The sequence below is a fragment of the Escherichia sp. MR genome (assembly GCF_005280595.1).
Classification (GTDB): domain Bacteria; phylum Pseudomonadota; class Gammaproteobacteria; order Enterobacterales; family Enterobacteriaceae; genus Escherichia; species Escherichia ruysiae.
In genome coordinates this window covers 1-18620 of record NZ_SZVK01000063.1, presented here as the reverse complement: position 1 = coordinate 18620, position 18620 = coordinate 1, and the positions used below count along the sequence as shown (strand labels likewise).

19 protein-coding genes and 2 tRNA genes are annotated in these 18620 nt (G+C 51.3%); 10 read left to right on the top strand and 11 right to left on the bottom strand.

The genetic code is table 11. The annotated features are described in order from the left end of the window. The 4 genes from FC814_RS19980 to pnuC all read left to right on the top strand — a co-directional run bounded on the left by FC814_RS19980 (position 1) and on the right by pnuC (position 2370). Positions 1–76: transfer RNA gene (locus FC814_RS19980), tRNA-Lys, on the top strand. 132 nt (positions 77–208) lie between these two features. Continuing rightward, positions 209–284, top strand: a tRNA-Lys gene (locus FC814_RS19975). 279 nt (positions 285–563) lie between these two features. Further along, positions 564–1613 (top strand): quinolinate synthase NadA, encoded by a 1050-nt coding sequence (nadA, locus tag FC814_RS19970; RefSeq protein WP_137326365.1) that lies wholly within the window; start codon positions 564–566, stop codon positions 1611–1613. Positions 1614–1650: 37 nt separating this feature from the next. Further along, positions 1651–2370, top strand: coding sequence for a nicotinamide riboside transporter PnuC (pnuC, locus tag FC814_RS19965; protein ID WP_137326364.1), 720 nt, complete (start codon positions 1651–1653; stop codon positions 2368–2370). On the opposite strand, the gene zitB is transcribed toward pnuC, so the two are convergent. Beyond that, a complete protein-coding gene (gene zitB, locus FC814_RS19960; RefSeq protein ID WP_137326363.1) occupies positions 2367–3308 on the bottom strand; it encodes a CDF family zinc transporter ZitB in 942 nt (313 codons plus the stop codon). The genes pnuC and zitB overlap by 4 nt on opposite strands. Before the next feature lie 114 nt (positions 3309–3422). Beyond that, positions 3423–3803, bottom strand: a complete 381-nt coding sequence (locus tag FC814_RS19955) for a YbgS-like family protein (RefSeq protein WP_000784355.1) — start codon at positions 3801–3803, stop codon at positions 3423–3425. A 315-nt stretch (positions 3804–4118) separates the two neighbouring features. On the opposite strand from FC814_RS19955, the gene aroG reads away from it, so the two are divergent. Beyond that, a complete protein-coding gene (aroG, locus tag FC814_RS19950) occupies positions 4119–5171 on the top strand; it encodes a 3-deoxy-7-phosphoheptulonate synthase AroG (RefSeq protein WP_137326362.1) in 1053 nt (350 codons plus the stop codon). A 140-nt stretch (positions 5172–5311) separates the two neighbouring features. Here aroG and gpmA read toward each other — a convergent pair whose 3' ends face one another. The 7 genes from gpmA to modE form a co-directional block, all read right to left on the bottom strand. Then, positions 5312–6064: a 2,3-diphosphoglycerate-dependent phosphoglycerate mutase gene (gene gpmA, locus FC814_RS19945; RefSeq protein ID WP_001295305.1), complete on the bottom strand. Its 753-nt coding sequence runs from the start codon at positions 6062–6064 to the stop codon at positions 5312–5314. Positions 6065–6266: 202 nt separating this feature from the next. Then, entirely contained in the window at positions 6267–7307 is a 1041-nt protein-coding gene (galM, locus tag FC814_RS19940) for a galactose-1-epimerase (RefSeq protein ID WP_000931411.1), read from the bottom strand. After that, the gene (galK, locus tag FC814_RS19935) at positions 7301–8449 is read right to left on the bottom strand and encodes a galactokinase (RefSeq protein WP_137326361.1); all 1149 of its coding nucleotides are present in this window, start codon (positions 8447–8449) and stop codon (positions 7301–7303) included. Before galK ends, galM begins: the two co-directional genes overlap by 7 nt. 3 nt (positions 8450–8452) lie before the next feature. Then, entirely contained in the window at positions 8453–9499 is a 1047-nt protein-coding gene (gene galT / locus FC814_RS19930) for a galactose-1-phosphate uridylyltransferase (protein WP_000191494.1), read from the bottom strand. A gap of 9 nt (positions 9500–9508) precedes the next feature. After that, positions 9509–10525, bottom strand: a complete 1017-nt coding sequence (gene galE, locus FC814_RS19925) for a UDP-glucose 4-epimerase GalE (RefSeq protein WP_105290351.1) — start codon at positions 10523–10525, stop codon at positions 9509–9511. 250 nt (positions 10526–10775) lie between these two features. Next, positions 10776–12248 carry a molybdate ABC transporter ATP-binding protein ModF gene (modF, locus tag FC814_RS19920; RefSeq protein ID WP_137326360.1) on the bottom strand — a complete coding sequence of 491 codons (1473 nt, stop codon included), beginning with the start codon at positions 12246–12248 and terminating at the stop codon, positions 10776–10778. 67 nt (positions 12249–12315) lie between these two features. After that, positions 12316–13104, bottom strand: a complete 789-nt coding sequence (gene modE, locus FC814_RS19915) for a molybdenum-dependent transcriptional regulator (RefSeq protein ID WP_137326359.1) — start codon at positions 13102–13104, stop codon at positions 12316–12318. Positions 13105–13232: 128 nt separating this feature from the next. Between modE and acrZ the strand changes: the two genes are divergently transcribed. The 4 genes from acrZ (at position 13233) to modC (ending at position 16072) form a co-directional block, all read left to right on the top strand. Further along, a complete protein-coding gene (gene acrZ / locus FC814_RS19910; protein WP_000891515.1) occupies positions 13233–13382 on the top strand; it encodes a multidrug efflux pump accessory protein AcrZ in 150 nt (49 codons plus the stop codon). A 166-nt stretch (positions 13383–13548) separates the two neighbouring features. Next, entirely contained in the window at positions 13549–14322 is a 774-nt protein-coding gene (modA, locus tag FC814_RS19905) for a molybdate ABC transporter substrate-binding protein (protein WP_000113010.1), read from the top strand. Beyond that, a complete protein-coding gene (gene modB / locus FC814_RS19900) occupies positions 14322–15011 on the top strand; it encodes a molybdate ABC transporter permease subunit (protein WP_000604034.1) in 690 nt (229 codons plus the stop codon). The genes modA and modB overlap by 1 nt, the downstream gene beginning before the upstream one ends. 2 nt (positions 15012–15013) lie before the next feature. After that, the gene (modC, locus tag FC814_RS19895; RefSeq protein ID WP_137326358.1) at positions 15014–16072 is read left to right on the top strand and encodes a molybdenum ABC transporter ATP-binding protein ModC; all 1059 of its coding nucleotides are present in this window, start codon (positions 15014–15016) and stop codon (positions 16070–16072) included. Here modC and ybhA read toward each other — a convergent pair whose 3' ends face one another. Then, entirely contained in the window at positions 16073–16891 is an 819-nt protein-coding gene (ybhA, locus tag FC814_RS19890; protein ID WP_137326357.1) for a bifunctional pyridoxal phosphate/fructose-1,6-bisphosphate phosphatase, read from the bottom strand. Positions 16892–17045: 154 nt separating this feature from the next. Between ybhA and pgl the strand changes: the two genes are divergently transcribed. Then, positions 17046–18041: a 6-phosphogluconolactonase gene (pgl, locus tag FC814_RS19885; RefSeq protein WP_000815435.1), complete on the top strand. Its 996-nt coding sequence runs from the start codon at positions 17046–17048 to the stop codon at positions 18039–18041. 40 nt (positions 18042–18081) lie between these two features. Here the strand turns inward: pgl and FC814_RS19880 are convergent. Then, a partial coding sequence (locus FC814_RS19880) for a LysR substrate-binding domain-containing protein (RefSeq protein WP_301546381.1) occupies positions 18082–18620 on the bottom strand: 539 nt, incomplete at its 5' end.

The window sequence follows — 18620 nt, the reverse complement described above, 5'->3', positions numbered from 1 at the left end:
GGGTCGTTAGCTCAGTTGGTAGAGCAGTTGACTTTTAATCAATTGGTCGCAGGTTCGAATCCTGCACGACCCACCAATTTAAAGGTGGTTACTGGTAGAGAACGTGAAGGATAACGTTGCGTTAGCAACGGCCCGAAGGGCGAGACGAAGTCGAGTCATCCTGCACGACCCACCATCCTGAATGATTAAAGCAGCATAATCCCGCAAGGGGTCGTTAGCTCAGTTGGTAGAGCAGTTGACTTTTAATCAATTGGTCGCAGGTTCGAATCCTGCACGACCCACCAATGTAAAAAAGCGCCCTAAAGGCGCTTTTTTGCTATTCAGGCATTCCACAATTTCAATTCTTAACCCTGATGACATACTTTGCGCTTGCTGCGTAAGCAACTCTACGTCGGTGGAAATAAGATACCTGGCATTACATCCGACATCTCATACGTAATTCGAGTGACTTTTCCCCACTGTTCGGCTATCTTGTTTAGCATATAAAACAAATCAAACCGATAACGGCGAACATCACGCTTTATATCGGTTTAAATGTTAAGCCTATAAAACGAGATGGCAAGATGAGCGTGATGTTTGATCCAGACACGGCGATTTATCCTTTCCCCCCGAAGCCGACGCCGTTAAGCATTGATGAGAAAGCGAAAGCGTATTACCGTGAGAAAATAAAACGTCTGCTAAAAGAACGTAATGCGGTGATGGTTGCCCACTACTATACCGATCCTGAAATTCAACAACTGGCAGAAGAAACGGGTGGTTGTATTTCTGATTCTTTAGAAATGGCGCGCTTTGGTGCCAAACATCCCGCTTCAACGCTACTCGTAGCCGGGGTGAGATTTATGGGAGAAACCGCCAAAATTCTCAGCCCGGAAAAAACAATTCTGATGCCGACACTTCAGGCTGAATGTTCACTGGATCTCGGCTGCCCAATTGAAGAATTTAACGCATTTTGTGATGCCCATCCCGATCGCACTGTCGTGGTCTACGCTAACACTTCTGCTGCAGTAAAAGCGCGTGCAGACTGGGTGGTGACTTCAAGTATTGCTGTTGAACTCATTGATCATCTGGATAGTCTGGGTGAAAAACTCATCTGGGCACCAGACAAACACCTGGGGCGTTACGTACAAAAGCAGACGGGGGCAGATATTATATGCTGGCAAGGTGCCTGCATTGTGCATGATGAGTTTAAGACTCAGGCGTTAATCCGTTTACAAAAACAACACCCTGATGCAGCCATACTGGTGCATCCGGAATCACCACAAGCCATTGTCGATATGGCGGATGCGGTCGGTTCCACAAGTCAGTTGATCAATGCTGCGAAAACATTGCCGCATCGGCGCCTTATTGTGGCGACTGACCGGGGTATCTTCTACAAAATGCAGCAGGCAGTGCCAGACAAAGAGTTACTGGAAGCACCAACCGCTGGCGAGGGAGCAACTTGCCGTAGCTGCGCGCATTGCCCGTGGATGGCCATGAATGGCCTTCAGGCCATCGCAGAGGCATTAGAACAGGAAGGAAGCAATCACGAGGTTCATGTTGATGAAAGGCTGCGAGAGAGGGCGCTAGTGCCGCTCAATCGTATGCTGGAATTTGCGGCTACACTACGTGGATAACGAATAATAAGGCGTAACGTTACGCTTTGGGGGAAAGATGGATTTTTTTAGTGTACAGAATATCCTGGTACATATACCAATAGGGGCGGGCGGTTACGATCTTTCATGGATCGAAGCGGTAGGCACGATCGCCGGGTTGCTGTGTATTGGCCTTGCCAGTCTGGAGAAGATCAGCAACTACTTCTTTGGCCTGATCAACGTCACCTTGTTTGGCATTATTTTCTTTCAGATTCAGCTGTATGCCAGCCTGCTATTACAGGTGTTTTTCTTTGCCGCGAATATTTACGGCTGGTATGCGTGGTCGCGACAAACCAGTCAGAACGAGGCGGAGTTGAAAATTCGCTGGTTACCATTGCCGAAGGCATTAACCTGGCTGGCGGTTTGTGTCATTGCTATTGGTCTGATGACGGTATTTATCAATCCGGTGTTTGCATTTTTGACCCGCGTGGCAGTCATGATCATGCAAGCATTAGGATTACAGGTTGCGATGTCTGAACTGCAACCGGACGCCTTCCCTTTCTGGGATTCCTGCATGATGGTACTCTCCATCGTGGCAATGATTCTGATGACGCGGAAATACGTCGAAAACTGGTTGCTGTGGGTCATTATTAACGTAATTAGCGTGGTGATTTTCGCCTTGCAGGGCGTCTATGCCATGTCGCTGGAGTATCTGATCCTGACGTTTATTGCCCTCAACGGCAGCCGAATGTGGATCAACAGCGCACGCGAAAGAGGTTCACGCGCGCTGTCCCATTAATGGTGATGATGTGAATGGCCAGACACCCCTTCATTCAGGTGGCAGTCTGGCCCATGACAAGGTTGATATTCCATCTGGATGGTGGCGTGCTCAATCTGATAGTGATCCATCAGATAATGTTGGATCTTGTCCAACAACGCATCGTGATCGTGTGGCGGGATCACCTGCACATGCAGCGTCATTACTGGCTTCTCACCCACCATCCACACGTGTACATGATGCACATTTCGGACTTCCGGAATTTCCCGACACATACGGCGCTTGAGTTCAGCGATATCCAGCGACACCGGCGCACCTTCAAGTAATTCATTCACGCTGTCTTTCAATAATCGCCACGCGCTGCGCAGAACCAGAAGCGACACCAGTATCGAGAGAATGGGGTCAGCAGGCGTCCAGCCGGTCCAGATAATAATCAACGCGGCAACGATAGCACCAACCGAACCCAGAAGATCTCCCAGTACATGCAGTGCCGCTGTGCGCACATTGAGGTTTTTCTCTTCGCTGCCGTGATGCAGTAACCAGAAAGAAAGTATATTTGCCAGCAACCCAGCCACGGCAATTGCCATCATCATGCCGCCCTCGACCGGACGCGGCGTGCGGAAGCGTTCTATCGCCTCCCAGACAATCAAAATGGTAATCACCACCAGGGCGATGGCATTCACAAACGCCGCGAGCGTGGTCAATCTTAGCCAACCGAAAGTGTGGCGGATGGTGGGAGGACGACGTGAAAATTGTACGGCAAGCAGGGCGAAAAGCAGGGCGGCAGTATCGGTCAACATATGACCCGCGTCGGCCAGCAACGCCAGAGAGCCTGAGAGAAAACCGCCAATAACCTCAACCAGCATAAACCCGGCAGTCACGCCGAAAGCATACAACAAGCGACGAGCATTATTATCTTCTGGCAGGTGTGAGGAAGCGTGTGAGTGTGAGTGCGCCATGACGAGTCATCCCTTAATTTATCTCACTTAACTTTATGACATCATACTGCTTTTAGAAGGGAAAAATTAAAAAGGAGAGCCTCCGCTCTCCCATTATCAGCCATATATCCTGGCTTACTGCGTAGTACCGTCGGTTTTGGTATCGACATCATTGTTGATGCCATCACCGGTTTGTACTTTTTTATTAATGTCCGGGCAGCGACCATCTTTGCACATCGTATTTTTGTGCTCTTCATCTTTGGTCATGCCGTCATTGTCCATTGATGAACCGTTCGGGTGCAGCATGGTGCCGCCTGAGTTGTTATTAACCCCGCTATTATCAACGTTATTTGGTGCGACATTTTCACGGGCGTCAGGGGCAACTTGACCCGCATCAGCTGCGGCGTTTGCCTGGCCATTATTGGTTTGCGCTCCGCTATCGGCAGCCAGCGCGGCACCGCTGGCAAGGCTTAGAGTGGCAGTCAGAAATAGTGTGGCCAGTTTTGTCATTTTCATAGGATGCTCCTGTTATGGTCGTTATGTCGGATAACCTCTTCCAACAGTGCATTTGCAGGTGAATATCAGGTAATGGTTTAAGATTTCAGCCAGAAGAATAAATCCAGCAGAGAATCTTGAAAAAATTAATAAACAGAGAAGTTACAGTTAGAAATTGTAGGTCAGATCTCGTTTTTCGCGACAATCTGGCGTTTTTCTTGCTAATTCCAGGATTAATCCGTTCATAGTGTAAAACCCAGTTTACACATTCTGACGGAAGATATAGATTGGAGGGATTGCATTCACCAAGATAAGTATGGCAACACTGGAACAGACATGAATTATCAGAACGACGATTTACGTATCAAAGAAATCAAAGAGTTACTTCCACCTGTCGCACTGCTGGAAAAATTCCCCGCTACTGAAAATGCCGCGAATACGGTTGCCCATGCCAGAAAAGCGATCCATAAGATCCTGAAAGGTAATGATGATCGCCTGTTGGTGGTGATTGGCCCGTGTTCTATTCATGATCCCGTCGCGGCTAAAGAGTATGCCACTCGCTTGCTGGCGCTGCGTGAAGAGCTGAAAGATGAGCTGGAAATCGTTATGCGCGTCTATTTTGAAAAGCCGCGCACCACGGTGGGCTGGAAAGGGCTGATCAACGATCCGCATATGGACAACAGCTTCCAGATCAACGACGGTTTGCGCATTGCCCGTAAGTTGCTGCTCGATATTAACGACAGTGGTCTGCCAGCGGCGGGTGAATTTCTCGATATGATCACCCCGCAGTATCTCGCTGACCTGATGAGTTGGGGCGCAATTGGTGCACGTACAACCGAATCTCAGGTTCACCGCGAACTGGCGTCCGGTCTTTCTTGCCCGGTAGGTTTCAAAAATGGCACCGACGGTACGATTAAAGTGGCTATCGATGCTATTAATGCCGCCGGTGCGCCGCATTGCTTCCTGTCTGTGACCAAATGGGGGCATTCGGCGATTGTGAATACCAGCGGTAACGGCGATTGCCATATCATTCTGCGCGGCGGTAAAGAGCCTAACTACAGCGCGAAGCACGTTGCTGAAGTGAAAGAAGGGCTGAACAAAGCAGGCCTGCCAGCACAGGTGATGATCGATTTCAGCCATGCTAACTCGTCCAAACAATTCAAAAAGCAGATGGATGTTTGTGCTGACGTTTGCCAGCAGATTGCCGGTGGCGAAAAAGCTATTATTGGCGTGATGGTTGAAAGCCACCTGGCGGAAGGGAACCAGAGCCTGGAAAGCGGTGAGCCGCTGGCCTATGGCAAGAGCATCACCGACGCCTGCATTGGCTGGGAAGATACCGATACTCTGTTACGTCAACTGGCGAATGCAGTAAAAGCGCGTCGCGGGTAATTTATAGTCGAATCGCCATGACTGTAAGTTTGTAGCCCTGATAAGACGCGCAGCGTCGCATCAGGCAATGTGCTCCATTGTTAGCAACAAAAAAGCCGACTCACTTGCAGTCGGCTTTCTCATTTTTAAACGAATGACGTTTACTTCGCTTTACCCTGGTTAGCCACCGCCGCTGCTTTCGCTGCGATCTCGTCAGCATTACCCAGATAATAGCGTTTCAGCGGTTTGAAGTTCTCGTCAAACTCATACACCAGCGGCACGCCAGTCGGGATATTCAGCTCAAGAATCTCTTCTTCGCTCATGTTGTCGAGATATTTCACCAGCGCACGCAGGGAGTTACCATGAGCGGCGATGATCACGCGCTCACCGCTCTTCATACGCGGCAGAATGGTTTCATTCCAGTAAGGGATCACGCGATCAATGGTCAGCGCCAGACTTTCAGTCAGCGGCAGTTCTTTCTCGCTCAGTTTCGCGTAACGCGGATCGTGACCCGGATAACGCTCATCATCTTTAGTCAGTTCCGGCGGAGTCACTGCAAAACCACGACGCCACTGTTTCACCTGCTCGTCGCCATACTTTTCAGCGGTTTCTGCTTTGTTCAGACCCTGCAACGCACCGTAGTGACGTTCGTTCAGTTTCCAGGATTTCTCAACGGGCAGCCATGCCTGATCCAGTTCGTCCAGCACATTCCACAGGGTATGGATAGCGCGTTTCAGCACAGAGGTGTAAGCAAAGTCAAAGCTGTAACCTTCCTCTTTCAGCAGCTTACCTGCTGCTTTTGCTTCGCTTACGCCTTTCTCAGACAGATCCACGTCGTACCAACCGGTGAAACGGTTTTCTTTGTTCCACTGACTTTCGCCATGACGAACCAGAACTAGCTTAGTTACAGCCATATACTTACTCCTCAAATCATTATTAAATGATAATAATTCTCATTATATTGCCGTGACGAAGCAACAGCAATGCTTACGCATAACCATAGCGAAAATAGTGTCGCAGTGTAAGGTTGTTGTGAATATTGAGTTGCAAATATGTCGGTGCTTGCTGGTGATTTGAACAATATGAGGATAAAGCCCTCATCACGAGGGCTTCAGGTTACTCAGCAATAAACTGATATTCCGTCAGGCTGGAATACTCTTCGCCTGGACGCAGGAAGCAGTCCGGTTGCGGCCATTCAGGATGGTTAGGACTGTCCGGCAGAAACTCGCTTTCCAGAGCCAGCCCTTGCCAGTCGGCGTAAGGTTCGGTTCCTCGTGACGGCGTGCCGCCGAGGAAGTTGCCGGAGTAGAATTGCAGAGCCGGAGCGGTGGTGTAGACCTTCAACTGCAATTTTTCATCTGCTGACCAGACATGCGCCGCCACTTTCTTGCCATCGCCTTTGGCCTGTAACAAGAACGCGTGATCGTAACCTTTCACTTTGCGCTGATCGTCATCGGCAAGAAACTCACTGGCGATGATTTTGGCACTGCGGAAATCAAAAGATGTCCCGGCGACAGATTTCAGGCCGTCGTGCGGAATGCCGCCTTCATCAACCGGCAGATATTCGTCCGCCAGAATCTGCAACTTGTGATTACGCACGTCAGACTGCTCGCCGTCGAGGTTGAAATAGACGTGGTTAGTCATATTCACCGGGCAAGGTTTATCAACTGTGGCGCGATAAGTAATAGAGATACGGTTATCGTCGGTCAGACGATACTGCACCGTCGCGCCGAGATTCCCCGGAAAGCCTTGATCGCCATCTTCTGAAGTCAGGGCAAACAGCACCTGACGATCGTTCTGGTTAACAATTTGCCAGCGGCGTTTGTCGAACCCTTCCGGGCCGCCATGCAGCTGGTTAACACCCTGACTTGGCGAAAGCGTCACGGTTTCACCGCCAAAGGTATAACGACTATTGGCGATACGGTTGGCATAACGACCAATAGAGGCTCCCAGAAACGCGGCCTGATCCTGGTAGCATTCCGGGCTGGCGCAGCCGAGCAGCGCCTCGCGGACGCTGCCATCGGAAAGCGGAATACGGGCTGAAAGTAAAGTCGCACCCCAGTCCATCAGCGTGACTACCATCCCTGCGTTGTTACGCAAAGTTAACAGTCGGTACGGCTGACCATCGGGTGCCAGTGCGGGAGTTTCGTTCAGCACTGTCCTGCTCCTTGTGATGGTTTACAAACGTAAAAAGTCTCTTTAATACCTGTTTGGGCTTCATATTGTTCAGCGACAGCTTGCTGTACGGCAGGCACCAGTTCTTCCGGGATCAGCGCGACGATACAGCCGCCAAATCCGCCACCGGTCATGCGTACGCCACCTTTGTCGCCAATCACAGCTTTTACGATTTCTACCAGAGTGTCAATTTGCGGCACGGTGATTTCGAAATCATCGCGCATAGAGGCATGAGACTCCGCCATCAACTCGCCCATACGTTTCAGGTCGCCTTGCTCCAGCGCGCTGGCAGCTTCAACGGTGCGGGCGTTTTCAGTCAGGATATGACGCACGCGTTTCGCCACGATCGGGTCCAGTTCATGCGCAACAGCGTTGAACTCTTCAATGGTGACATCGCGCAGGGCTGGCTGCTGGAAGAAACGCGCACCGGTTTCGCACTGTTCACGACGGGTGTTGTATTCGCTGCCAACCAGGGTGCGTTTGAAGTTACTGTTGATGATGACGACAGCCACACCTTTCGGCATGGAAACGGCTTTGGTTCCCAGAGAGCGGCAATCGATCAGCAAGGCATGATCCTTCTTACCCAGTGCGGAAATTAGCTGATCCATGATCCCGCAGTTACAGCCAACAAACTGGTTTTCTGCTTCCTGACCGTTAAGCGCGATTTGTGCGCCGTCCAGCGGCAGATGATAAATCTGCTGCAATACGGTTCCGACCGCGACTTCCAGTGAAGCGGAAGAACTTAACCCGGCACCCTGCGGCACATTGCCGCTGATCACCATGTCCACACCGCCGAAGCTATTGTTACGCAGTTGCAGATGTTTTACCACGCCACGAACGTAGTTCGCCCATTGATAGTTTTCATGCGCGACAATGGGCGCATCAAGGGAAAACTCGTCAGTCTGATTTTCATAATCGGCTGCCATTACGCGAACTTTACGGTCATCGCGTGGCGCACAACTGATCACGGTTTGATAATCAATCGCGCAGGGCAGAACGAAACCGTCGTTGTAGTCGGTGTGTTCGCCAATAAGATTCACGCGCCCAGGCGCCTGAATGGTATGAGTGGCAGGGTAGCCAAATGCGTTGGCAAACAGAGATTGTGTTTTTTCTTTCAGACTCATTTCTTACACTCCGGATTCGCGAAAATGGATATCGCTGACTGCGCGCAAACGCTCTGCTGCCTGTTCTGCCGTCAGGTCACGCTGGGTCTCTGCCAACATTTCATAACCGACCATAAATTTACGTACAGTGGCAGAGCGCAACAGAGGTGGATAAAAGTGCGCGTGCAGCTGCCAGTGTTGATTCTCTTCGCCATTAAACGGCGCGCCGTGCCAGCCCATAGAATAGGGGAAGGAACACTGGAAGAGGTTGTCATAACGACTGGTCAGCTTTTTCAACGCCAGCGCCAAATCGCTGCGCTGGACGTCGGTCAAATCGGTGATCCGCAAAACGTGGGCTTTAGGCAACAGTAGCGTTTCGAACGGCCAGGCAGCCCAGTAGGGCACTATGGCTAACCAGTGCTCGGTTTCGACAACGGTACGACTACCGTCTGCCAGTTCACGCTGGACATAATCCACCAGCATTGGCGATTTCTGTTCGGCGAAATATTCTTTTTGCAGGCGGTCTTCACGCTCAGCTTCGTTAGGCAGGAAGCTATTTGCCCAAATCTGACCGTGCGGATGCGGGTTAGAGCACCCCATCGCCGCACCTTTGTTTTCAAAAACCTGCACCCACGGGTATGTTTTCCCTAGTTCTGCGGTTTGCTCTTGCCAGGTTTTGACGATTTCTGTCAATGCTGCAACGCTGAGTTCTGGCAGTGTTTTACTGTGATCCGGTGAAAAGCAGATCACCCGGCTGGTGCCACGCGCGCTCTGGCAACGCATCAGCGGATCGTGACTTTCCGGCGCGTCTGGCGTGTCGGACATCAGCGCCGCAAAGTCATTGGTAAAAACGTAAGTCCCGGTGTAATCGGGGTTTTTATCGCCTGTCACCCGCACATTACCTGCGCAAAGGAAGCAATCTGGATCGTGCGCAGGTAACACCTGTTTGGCTGGCGTTTCCTGCGCCCCCTGCCAGGGGCGCTTAGCGCGGTGCGGTGAAACCAGAATCCATTGCCCGGTGAGTGGGTTATAGCGGCGATGTGGATGATCAACGGGATTAAATTGCGTCATGGTCGTTCCTTAATCGGGATATCCCTGTGGATGGCGTGACTGCCAGTGCCAGGTGTCCTGCGCCATTTCGTCAAGAGTGCGCGTTACGCGCCAGTTCAGTTCGCGCTCGGCTTTGCTGGCGTCCGCCCAGTAGGCCGGAAGGTCGCCTTCGCGACGCGGTGCAAAATGATAATTAACCGGTTTGCCGCAGGCTTTGCTGAAGGCATTAACCACGTCCAGCACGCTGCTGCCTACGCCTGCGCCGAGGTTGTAGATGTGTACGCCAGGCTTGTTCGCCAGTTTTTCCATCGCCACGACGTGACCGTCTGCCAGGTCCATTACGTGGATGTAATCGCGCACACCAGTGCCGTCTTCGGTCGGATAATCGTTACCAAAAATCGCCAGCGAGTCGCGACGGCCTACAGCAACCTGGGCAATGTACGGCATCAGGTTATTCGGAATGCCTTGCGGATCTTCGCCCATATCGCCCGACGGATGCGCGCCAACCGGGTTGAAGTAGCGCAGCAGGGCAATGCTCCAGTCCGGCTGGGCTTTTTGCAGGTCGGTGAGGATCTGTTCCACCATCAGTTTGCTTTTGCCATAAGGGCTTTGCGGTGTGCCGGTCGGGAAGCTTTCAACGTATGGAATTTGGGGCTGATCGCCATAGACGGTGGCGGAGGAGCTAAAAATAAAGTTTTTGACGTTCGCGGCGCGCATGGCGCTAATCAGGCGCAGAGTACCGTTGACGTTGTTGTCGTAATATTCCAGCGGTTTTTGTACCGATTCGCCAACGGCTTTCAGCCCGGCGAAGTGGATCACGGTGTCGATAGCGTGATCGTGCAGGATCTCGGTCATCAACGCTTCGTTACGGATATCGCCTTCAACAAACGTCGGATGTTTGCCGCCTAAACGCTCGATAACAGGCAGTACGCTGCGCTTACTGTTACAGAGGTTATCAAGAATGATGACATCATGACCGTTTTGCAGTAATTGCACACAGGTATGACTTCCAATGTAACCGCTACCACCGGTAACCAGAACTCTCATAATTCGCTCCATCAGGCTTATGGTATGAAATAACCATAGCATAACAAAGATGCGAAAAGTGTGACATGGAATAAATTAGTGGAATCGTTTACACAAGAATTTAGCCATTTTCTATGCGCAATTAAATGATTATAAAACAGAGGGTTTATGAATGATTGCGCCTTTTATCTGAAAAAAAGCGCGTTTTCATGCCTGGATGCGTTAAACCGTAGGCCGAATAAGGCGTTCACGCCGCATCCGGCACAGTCACTCAATTTATTTTGGTAAGCGCATAACGATAGAGGTCACCGTCCGGCACGAACTCCAGACGATGGGTAATACAGGCTGGCGCATCTTCGGCGTGGTGCGAAACAAACAATAACTGCGTTTCACCTTCGCTAATCAGCACATCAACAAATCTACGGATAAGCTGGCGATTCAGCGGATCAAGCCCTTGCAATGGTTCATCAAGAATAAGCAAGGTCGGATGCTTCACCAGTGTGCGGACGATCAATGCCAGACGCTGTTGTCCCCAGGAAAGACTATGGAAAGGAGCGTCAGCCGTGCGTTTATCAATGCCGAGAATATCCAGCCACTGTTGCACCAGTTTTTGCTGGCGATCCGAAACGGCCTGATAAATGCCAATCGAATCAAAATAGCCAGAAAGGATCACATTACGCACAGTGGTGCTGACGCGGTAATCCAGATGCAAACTACTGCTGACGTAACCGATATGCTTTTTGATATCCCAGATGGTTTCGCCGCTGCCACGACGTCGTCCGAAAAGCGTCAAATCGTTGCTGTAACCTTGCGGGTGATCGCCAGTAATCAGGCTTAATAACGTCGATTTTCCCGCGCCATTTGGCCCGATAATTTGCCAGTGTTCGCCTGGATTCACCTGCCAGCTAAGGTTATTAAGAATGGGGCGATCATTATAAGAAACCACGCCGTTGTTCAGCACAATGCGCGGTTCGTTGGCGGGTAAGGCGTGACGTGCTGAAGGTTCATCCGGCTCTGGTAGCTGCACGCCAGCAAGTTTCTCGCTGTGCGCCAGTTGTGCGACGAGTGCCTGTTGGAACAGTTCTTCTTTCGCGCCAGTTTCCGCTAACGTGCAATCCGCCAGCACACCGGCAAACTGGACAAATTCCGGGATCTCATCGAAGCGATTGAGCACCAGTACCAGAGTAATACCAGACTGATGTAACGAGGCGAGCAGTTTTGCCAGTTGCTGACGTGAGGCAACATCAAGGCCATCGAATGGTTCATCAAGAATCAGTAAATCAGGATCTGACATCAGCGCCTGACAGAGCAGGGTTTTACGCGTCTCGCCAGTGGAAAGGTATTTAAAGCGTCGGTCGAGGAGAGCGGTAATACCGAACTGCTGTGCCAGCTGCGCACAACGCTGTGCATCTTTAACGTCATCCTGAATGATCTCAGCCGTGGTACGCCCGGTGTCAGCTTCGCCAGGACTTAGCATATCGGTATTATTCCGCTGCCATTCGTCGCTGACGAGCTTTTGTAACTGCTCGAAGGAGAGACGAGTGATGCGGGAAAACTGGTTTTGCCGTTCGCCTTTCAAAAGCGAAAGTTCACCGGCCAGCGCGCGAGCCAGCGCCGACTTCCCGCTGCCATTTGAACCGACAAACGCCCAACTATCACCCGCGTTTAACGTTAGCTGAGACAATTGCAGCGTTTTTGTGTCGCTAAGACGAAACGTGCCTTGCAAAATTTGCAACGATGACATTTTGTATCCCATTTTTTGCAGCGATTACTGACAGGGATACGTGTTTCATAACAAATTGTCAACACGCTTAGCACAGCGTGGCGATAATTACGCTGTCGGCATTAAAGTAGGCCGTGACATTCTGCCCTTGCTTAAGAGAAGCTGCTTCATTTAATGGCACCGTGGCGCACAGGGTTTGCCCGTCGGGTAGCGCCATTAATACTTCGCGCTGCTCCGCGCCGCGCTCAATATGACTAATAATGCCCGGCAATTGGTTGTCGGCGTTTTGTGCGACCGCCTTGTCCTGAGTAATACCTACCCACGGCGCTTTCAGCAGTATCAATACTTCTTTGCCTTCATCCAGACCCAGACGCGCGCCGCTTTGCGCGGTAATCGCGACTTTTAATCGTGTTTTACCATCAGCCAGTAAGACATCAACATGCTGTTGAACGTCATCATGATCGCGGGCGGTGATGGTGCCGAACCACTGGTTACGGGCGCTGGTCTGCAGTGAAAAACGTGAGATAGCTGCCAGCAGGCTGTTCAGCGGCAGGGCGTCGTCGTCACTTAATACATCAAAGGCTTTTTGCTGGATCTGCGCCAGGAGGTCATAGAGCTGAATCAGCCGCTGACCATAGCGGGTCAGTACTGCGCCGCCGCCACCTTTACCGCCTGTTGCACGCTCAACCAGAATATGCTCACTTAACTGATTCATCTCGTTAATGGCATCCCAGGCACTTTTATAGCTGATACCGGCATCTTTCGCCCCCTGGCTGATAGAACCGGAAAGGGCAATGTGTTTTAGTAGCGAAATGCGGCGTGGGTCGGCAAAGAGCTTTTGTTGAAGCTTAAGGGTGAGAAGGATTTCGGCCTGCATAACAATGTCCTGGCAAAAGTCTTATTGTGACGGAAAACGAACGCCACGCAAAGCTGACCGCACAAAAGGGGAGTGCTTTTCTGTGCTTAGCGGTTAGAATAGTGACAGGACTATATCTGGAGTTGACCATGTTAGAGTTATTAAAAAGTCTGGTATTCGCCGTAATCATGGTACCTGTCGTGATGGCCATCATCCTGGGTCTGATTTACGGTCTTGGTGAAGTATTCAACATCTTTTCTGGTGTTGGTAAAAAAGACCAGCCCGGACAAAATCATTGATTCCCTGAATGCCCGCTTAGTCGGGCATTTTCTTTTTTCTCAACTTCCTGCTTTTCCTGCCGATATTTTTTCTAGCTACCTCTCAAAGGTTAACAATAACTGCTGGGAAAATTCTGAATCAGTCGTTATATTGTTGCCTACATAACGTTACATGAAGGGGTTACCAATGGCTCGTAAATGGTTGAACTTGTTTGCCGGAGCGGCGCTCTCTTTAACTCTTGCAGGCAATGCGCTGGCAGACGAAGGGAAGATTACAGTTTTTGCGGCAGCATCACTGACCAACGCAATGCAGGACATCGCTACGCAATATAAAAAAGAGAAAGGCGTGGACGTCGTTTCTTCTTTCGCCTCGTCTTCTACCCTGGCTCGTCAGATTGAAGCGGGTGCGCCTGCGGATCTGTTTATTTCTGCCGATCAGAAATGGATGGATTATGCGGTTGATAAAAAAGCGATCGATACTGCCACGCGCCAGACATTGCTCGGCAATAGTCTGGTCGTTGTAGCACCGAAAACCAGTGCACAGAAAGATTTCACTATCGACAGTAAAACCAACTGGACTTCGCTGCTGAATGGCGGTCGCCTGGCGGTTGGCGATCCGGAACATGTCCCCGCTGGCATTTATGCGAAAGAAGCACTGCAAAAACTGGGCGCATGGGATACGCTCTCCCCGAAACTGGCTCCGGCGGAAGATGTTCGTGGTGCGCTGGCGCTGGTTGAACGCAATGAAGCACCGCTGGGTATTGTTTACGGTTCTGACGCAGTTGCCAGCAAAGGGGTAAAAGTGGTTGCCACCTTCCCGGAAGATTCACATAAAAAAGTGGAATATCCGGTTGCTGTTGTTGAAGGGCATAACAATGCGGCAGTGAAAGCATTTTATGATTATCTGAAGGGACCGCAGGCTGCGGAAATCTTTAAACGTTACGGATTTACAACTAAGTAATGATACTGACCGATCCAGAATGGCAGGCGGTTTTACTAAGCCTGAAAGTTTCTTCCCTGGCTGTGCTGTTTAGCCTGCCGTTTGGGATCTTTTTTGCCTGGTTACTGGTGCGTTGCACGTTTCCGGGCAAAGCTCTGCTCGACAGCGTACTGCATCTACCGCTGGTGTTACCGCCCGTGGTCGTTGGTTACTTGCTGTTAGTCTCTATGGGACGGCGCGGATTTATCGGTGAACGCCTGTATGACTGGTTTGGCATTACCTTCGCCTTTAGCTGGCGCGGTGCGGTTCTCGCTGCCGCCGTCATGTCGTTTCCGCTGATGGTGCGGGCAATTCGTCTGGCGTTGGAAGGGGTTGATGTCAAACTGGAACAGGCCGCAAGAACACTGGGAGCCGGGCGCTGGCGCGTTTTCTTTACTATTACGTTACCGCTGACCTTACCAGGAATTATTGTCGGTACGGTGCTGGCTTTCGCTCGTTCGCTCGGTGAGTTTGGTGCAACTATCACCTTTGTGTCGAACATTCCTGGTGAAACGCGAACCATTCCTTCAGCCATGTATACCTTGATCCAGACTCCTGGCGGGGAAAGTGGCGCAGCGAGACTTTGCATCATCTCTATTGCGCTGGCGATGATCTCTCTGTTGATTTCAGAATGGCTGGCCAGAATCAGCCGTGAGCGGGCGGGGCGCTAATCATGCTGGAACTGAATTTTTCCCAGACGTTGGGCAACCATTGCCTGACTATTAATGAAACGCTGCCCGCCAATGGTATCACTGCTATCTTTGGCGTCTCCGGTGCCGGAAAAACCTCGCTGATTAACGCCATCAGTGGACTGACGCGTCCGCAAAAAGGGCGGATTGTCCTCAATGGTCGGGTACTAAATGATGCCGAAAAAGGTATATGCCTGACGCCAGAAAAGCGTCGTGTTGGCTATGTGTTTCAGGATGCGCGGCTGTTTCCGCATTACAAAGTGCGTGGCAATTTGCGCTACGGCATGGCGAAAAGCATGGTCGATCAGTTCGATAAGCTGGTGGCGCTTTTAGGCATTGAACCGTTGCTTGACCGTTTACCGGGCAGCCTGTCCGGAGGCGAAAAACAGCGTGTGGCGATTGGGCGGGCTTTGCTGACAGCACCGGAATTGCTGTTGCTGGATGAACCGCTGGCGTCACTGGATATTCCGCGTAAACGCGAACTGTTGCCTTATCTGCAACGTCTGACGCGGGAAATCAACATTCCGATGTTGTATGTCAGCCATTCGCTGGATGAGATCCTCCATCTGGCAGACAGAGTGATGGTGCTGGAAAACGGTCAGGTAAAAGCCTTTGGCGCGCTGGAAGAGGTATGGGACAGCAGCGTGATGAATCCGTGGCTGCCGAAAGAGCAACAAAGCAGCATTCTGAAAGTGTCGATACTGGAACATCACCCGCATTACGCAATGACCGCGCTGGCGCTGGGCGATCAGCATTTGTGGGTCAATAAGCTGGACGCGCCGCTGCAAGCTGCGCTACGTATCCGCATTCAGGCTTCCGATGTCTCGCTGGTTTTACAGCCTCCGCAGCAAACCAGCATTCGTAACGTGTTGCGCGCAAAAGTGGTCAATAGCTATGACGACAACGGCCAGGTGGAGGTCGAACTGGAAGTCGGGGGTAAAAAGCTGTGGGCGCGTATTAGCCCGTGGGCGAGGGATGAACTGGCAATCAGACCAGGCCTGTGGCTGTACGCGCAAATTAAAAGTGTGTCGATAACCGCCTGATTAAATCAGGCGGTTATAAATGAACTGAGCAATGCTGTCGGTGGTGTTATCTCCAATCACAATATTGGCGCGGGCTTTTACTGCGTCATCGGCGTTGCCCATCGCTACACCCGTTCCGGCGGCTTCCAGCATACTGATATCATTAAAGTTATCGCCAAACGCAATCACATCTTCCATCGACCAGCCTTGTGCCTCAATCCATTTCGTCAGGCGTCTACCTTTGCTGTTGCCGCCGCGTGCAATATCAACCTGATCGTGCCAGGACCATTCGCACTCCAGTCCCAATTCATGTTCAACATGCTTACCAAAATGCTGCAATCGCGGCAGGTCATCGTGCGTCAGGGCGAACTTCCACACCGCCTTAACTTCTTGTGCCGTCTCGGCCAGTGAGGCAACCTGGGTAAAGGTAGGACGCTGTTCTGGTGGCAGGGTTTGCGCCCAGTTAGAAGTACGAATGACATGCCCGGTCGGGTGTTCATACACCATTGCATCATCCACATACATCAGGCCGTGAATGTGGTGTTCATTCAGCATCTCAATGAGTTGCAGGGCTTTGTTTACGGGCATTGGATCGGCTTCCAGCACGGTTTTTGCATGATAATCATACAAATAGGTGCCATTACAGCAAATAGCAGGTGTATCCAGCGCCAGCGCCTGATAAAAAGGATGAATAGCGACGTGATGGCGACCTGTGACGATGATTAATTGATAGCCTGCTTCGCGAGCGCGGGCCAGGGCTTCTATCGATGAAGGAAGCAAGGTCTTTTTCGGGGTCAATAAGGTGCCGTCTAAGTCGAGAGCAATCACGCGTGTGGTCATGGCGTATTCCAGATTAAGGTTAAGAATTTTCGTCTGAGCGAATGGTACACCGATACCACTATCGGACAAAATTCTGCGCTTTAATTCAGCATTCACCGCCAAAAGCGACTAATTTTAGCTGTTACAGTCAGTTGCTAAATGCAAAGGAGCATTCATGAAGCAAACAGTTTATATCGCCAGCCCTGAGAGCCAGCAAATTCACGTCTGGAACCTGAATCATGAAGGCGCACTGACGCTGACGCAGGTTGTTGATGTGCCGGGGCAGGTGCAGCCGATGGTGGTCAGCCCGGACAAACGTTATCTCTACGTTGGCGTTCGCCCTGAGTTTCGCGTCCTGGCGTATCGTATCGCCCCGGACGACGGTGCACTGACATTCGCCGCAGAGTCGGCGCTGCCGGGTAGCCCGACGCATATTTCTACCGATCACCAGGGACAGTTTGTCTTTGTAGGTTCTTACAATGCGGGTAACGTGAGCGTAACGCGACTGGAAGATGGCCTGCCAGTGGGCGTCGTCGATGTGGTCGAGGGGCTGGACGGCTGCCATTCCGCCAATATCTCACCGGATAACCGCACGCTGTGGGTTCCGGCATTAAAGCAGGATCGCATCTGCCTGTTTACGGTCAGCGATGATGGTCATCTGGTAGCGCAGGACCCGGCGGAAGTGACGACCGTTGAAGGCGCCGGGCCGCGTCATATGGTGTTCCATCCAAACGAACAATATGCGTATTGCGTCAATGAGTTAAACAGTTCAGTGGATGTCTGGGAACTGAAAGATCCGCACGGCAATATCGAATGTGTCCAGACGCTGGATATGATGCCGGAAAACTTCTCCGACACCCGTTGGGCGGCTGATATTCATATTACTCCGGATGGTCGTCATTTATACGCCTGTGACCGTACCGCCAGTCTGATTACCGTTTTCAGCGTTTCGGAAGATGGCAGCGTGTTGAGCAAAGAAGGTTTCCAGCCAACGGAAACCCAGCCGCGCGGCTTTAACGTTGATCACAGTGGCAAGTATCTGATTGCCGCCGGGCAAAAATCTCACCACATCTCAGTTTACGAAATTGTCGGCGAGCAGGGGCTACTGCATGAAAAAGGTCGCTATGCGGTCGGGCAGGGGCCGATGTGGGTGGTGGTGAACGCACACTAACCGTTGAGTTACCCGGCGCAGTATTTCCTGCGCCGGGGTATTACCCCATCTCCTGTAACGCATGTCTCTGGCGTTCGACGATATTGGTCCATAAATTGTCTTTATCATCAGTCCACAAATTAATCAGCAAGGCAAAAAAGCGTTCTGCTGCCGGAGAAAGCACGGCATCTTTGCGACGAATAATCCCCAATGTCCGACGTATAACGGGTTCCACCAGCGGGATACCAATAATAGAAGAATAGGGCGCATGAGGCATTGCCAGGCCAGGAAGCGCCGAAATCCCCAGTCCTGCTTCCACCAGTCCTAATGACGTCGAAAGATGACGCACTTCGTAAAACCAGTCCAGCTTCCAGGGTTTGTCGGACAATTTTTGCTCAATCAGCAGTCGGTTGCCGCTGGAGGAGCGCACGCCAATCATTTTGTAACCTACCAGTTCCTGCCATTCCACCAGCTGCTTTTTGGCTAATGGGTGGTCACGCCGACAGGCCAGCACAAACGGGTAATGCTGCCAACTTACTGATTTAGTGTATGATGGTGTTTTTGAGGTGCTCCAGTGGCTTCTGTTTCTATCAGCTGTCC

Coding starts and splice junctions, on each gene's coding strand:
- nadA (WP_137326365.1), top strand. CDS start 564: ATGAGCGTGATGTTTGATCCAGACACGGCGATTTATCCTTTCCCCCCG.
- pnuC (WP_137326364.1), top strand. CDS start 1,651: ATGGATTTTTTTAGTGTACAGAATATCCTGGTACATATACCAATAGGG.
- zitB (WP_137326363.1), bottom strand. CDS start 3,308: ATGGCGCACTCACACTCACACGCTTCCTCACACCTGCCAGAAGATAAT.
- FC814_RS19955 (WP_000784355.1), bottom strand. CDS start 3,803: ATGAAAATGACAAAACTGGCCACACTATTTCTGACTGCCACTCTAAGC.
- aroG (WP_137326362.1), top strand. CDS start 4,119: ATGAATTATCAGAACGACGATTTACGTATCAAAGAAATCAAAGAGTTA.
- gpmA (WP_001295305.1), bottom strand. CDS start 6,064: ATGGCTGTAACTAAGCTAGTTCTGGTTCGTCATGGCGAAAGTCAGTGG.
- galK (WP_137326361.1), bottom strand. CDS start 8,449: ATGAGTCTGAAAGAAAAAACACAATCTCTGTTTGCCAACGCATTTGGC.
- galT (WP_000191494.1), bottom strand. CDS start 9,499: ATGACGCAATTTAATCCCGTTGATCATCCACATCGCCGCTATAACCCA.
- galE (WP_105290351.1), bottom strand. CDS start 10,525: ATGAGAGTTCTGGTTACCGGTGGTAGCGGTTACATTGGAAGTCATACC.
- modF (WP_137326360.1), bottom strand. CDS start 12,248: ATGTCATCGTTGCAAATTTTGCAAGGCACGTTTCGTCTTAGCGACACA.
- modE (WP_137326359.1), bottom strand. CDS start 13,104: ATGCAGGCCGAAATCCTTCTCACCCTTAAGCTTCAACAAAAGCTCTTT.
- acrZ (WP_000891515.1), top strand. CDS start 13,233: ATGTTAGAGTTATTAAAAAGTCTGGTATTCGCCGTAATCATGGTACCT.
- modA (WP_000113010.1), top strand. CDS start 13,549: ATGGCTCGTAAATGGTTGAACTTGTTTGCCGGAGCGGCGCTCTCTTTA.
- modB (WP_000604034.1), top strand. CDS start 14,322: ATGATACTGACCGATCCAGAATGGCAGGCGGTTTTACTAAGCCTGAAA.
- modC (WP_137326358.1), top strand. CDS start 15,014: ATGCTGGAACTGAATTTTTCCCAGACGTTGGGCAACCATTGCCTGACT.
- ybhA (WP_137326357.1), bottom strand. CDS start 16,891: ATGACCACACGCGTGATTGCTCTCGACTTAGACGGCACCTTATTGACC.
- pgl (WP_000815435.1), top strand. CDS start 17,046: ATGAAGCAAACAGTTTATATCGCCAGCCCTGAGAGCCAGCAAATTCAC.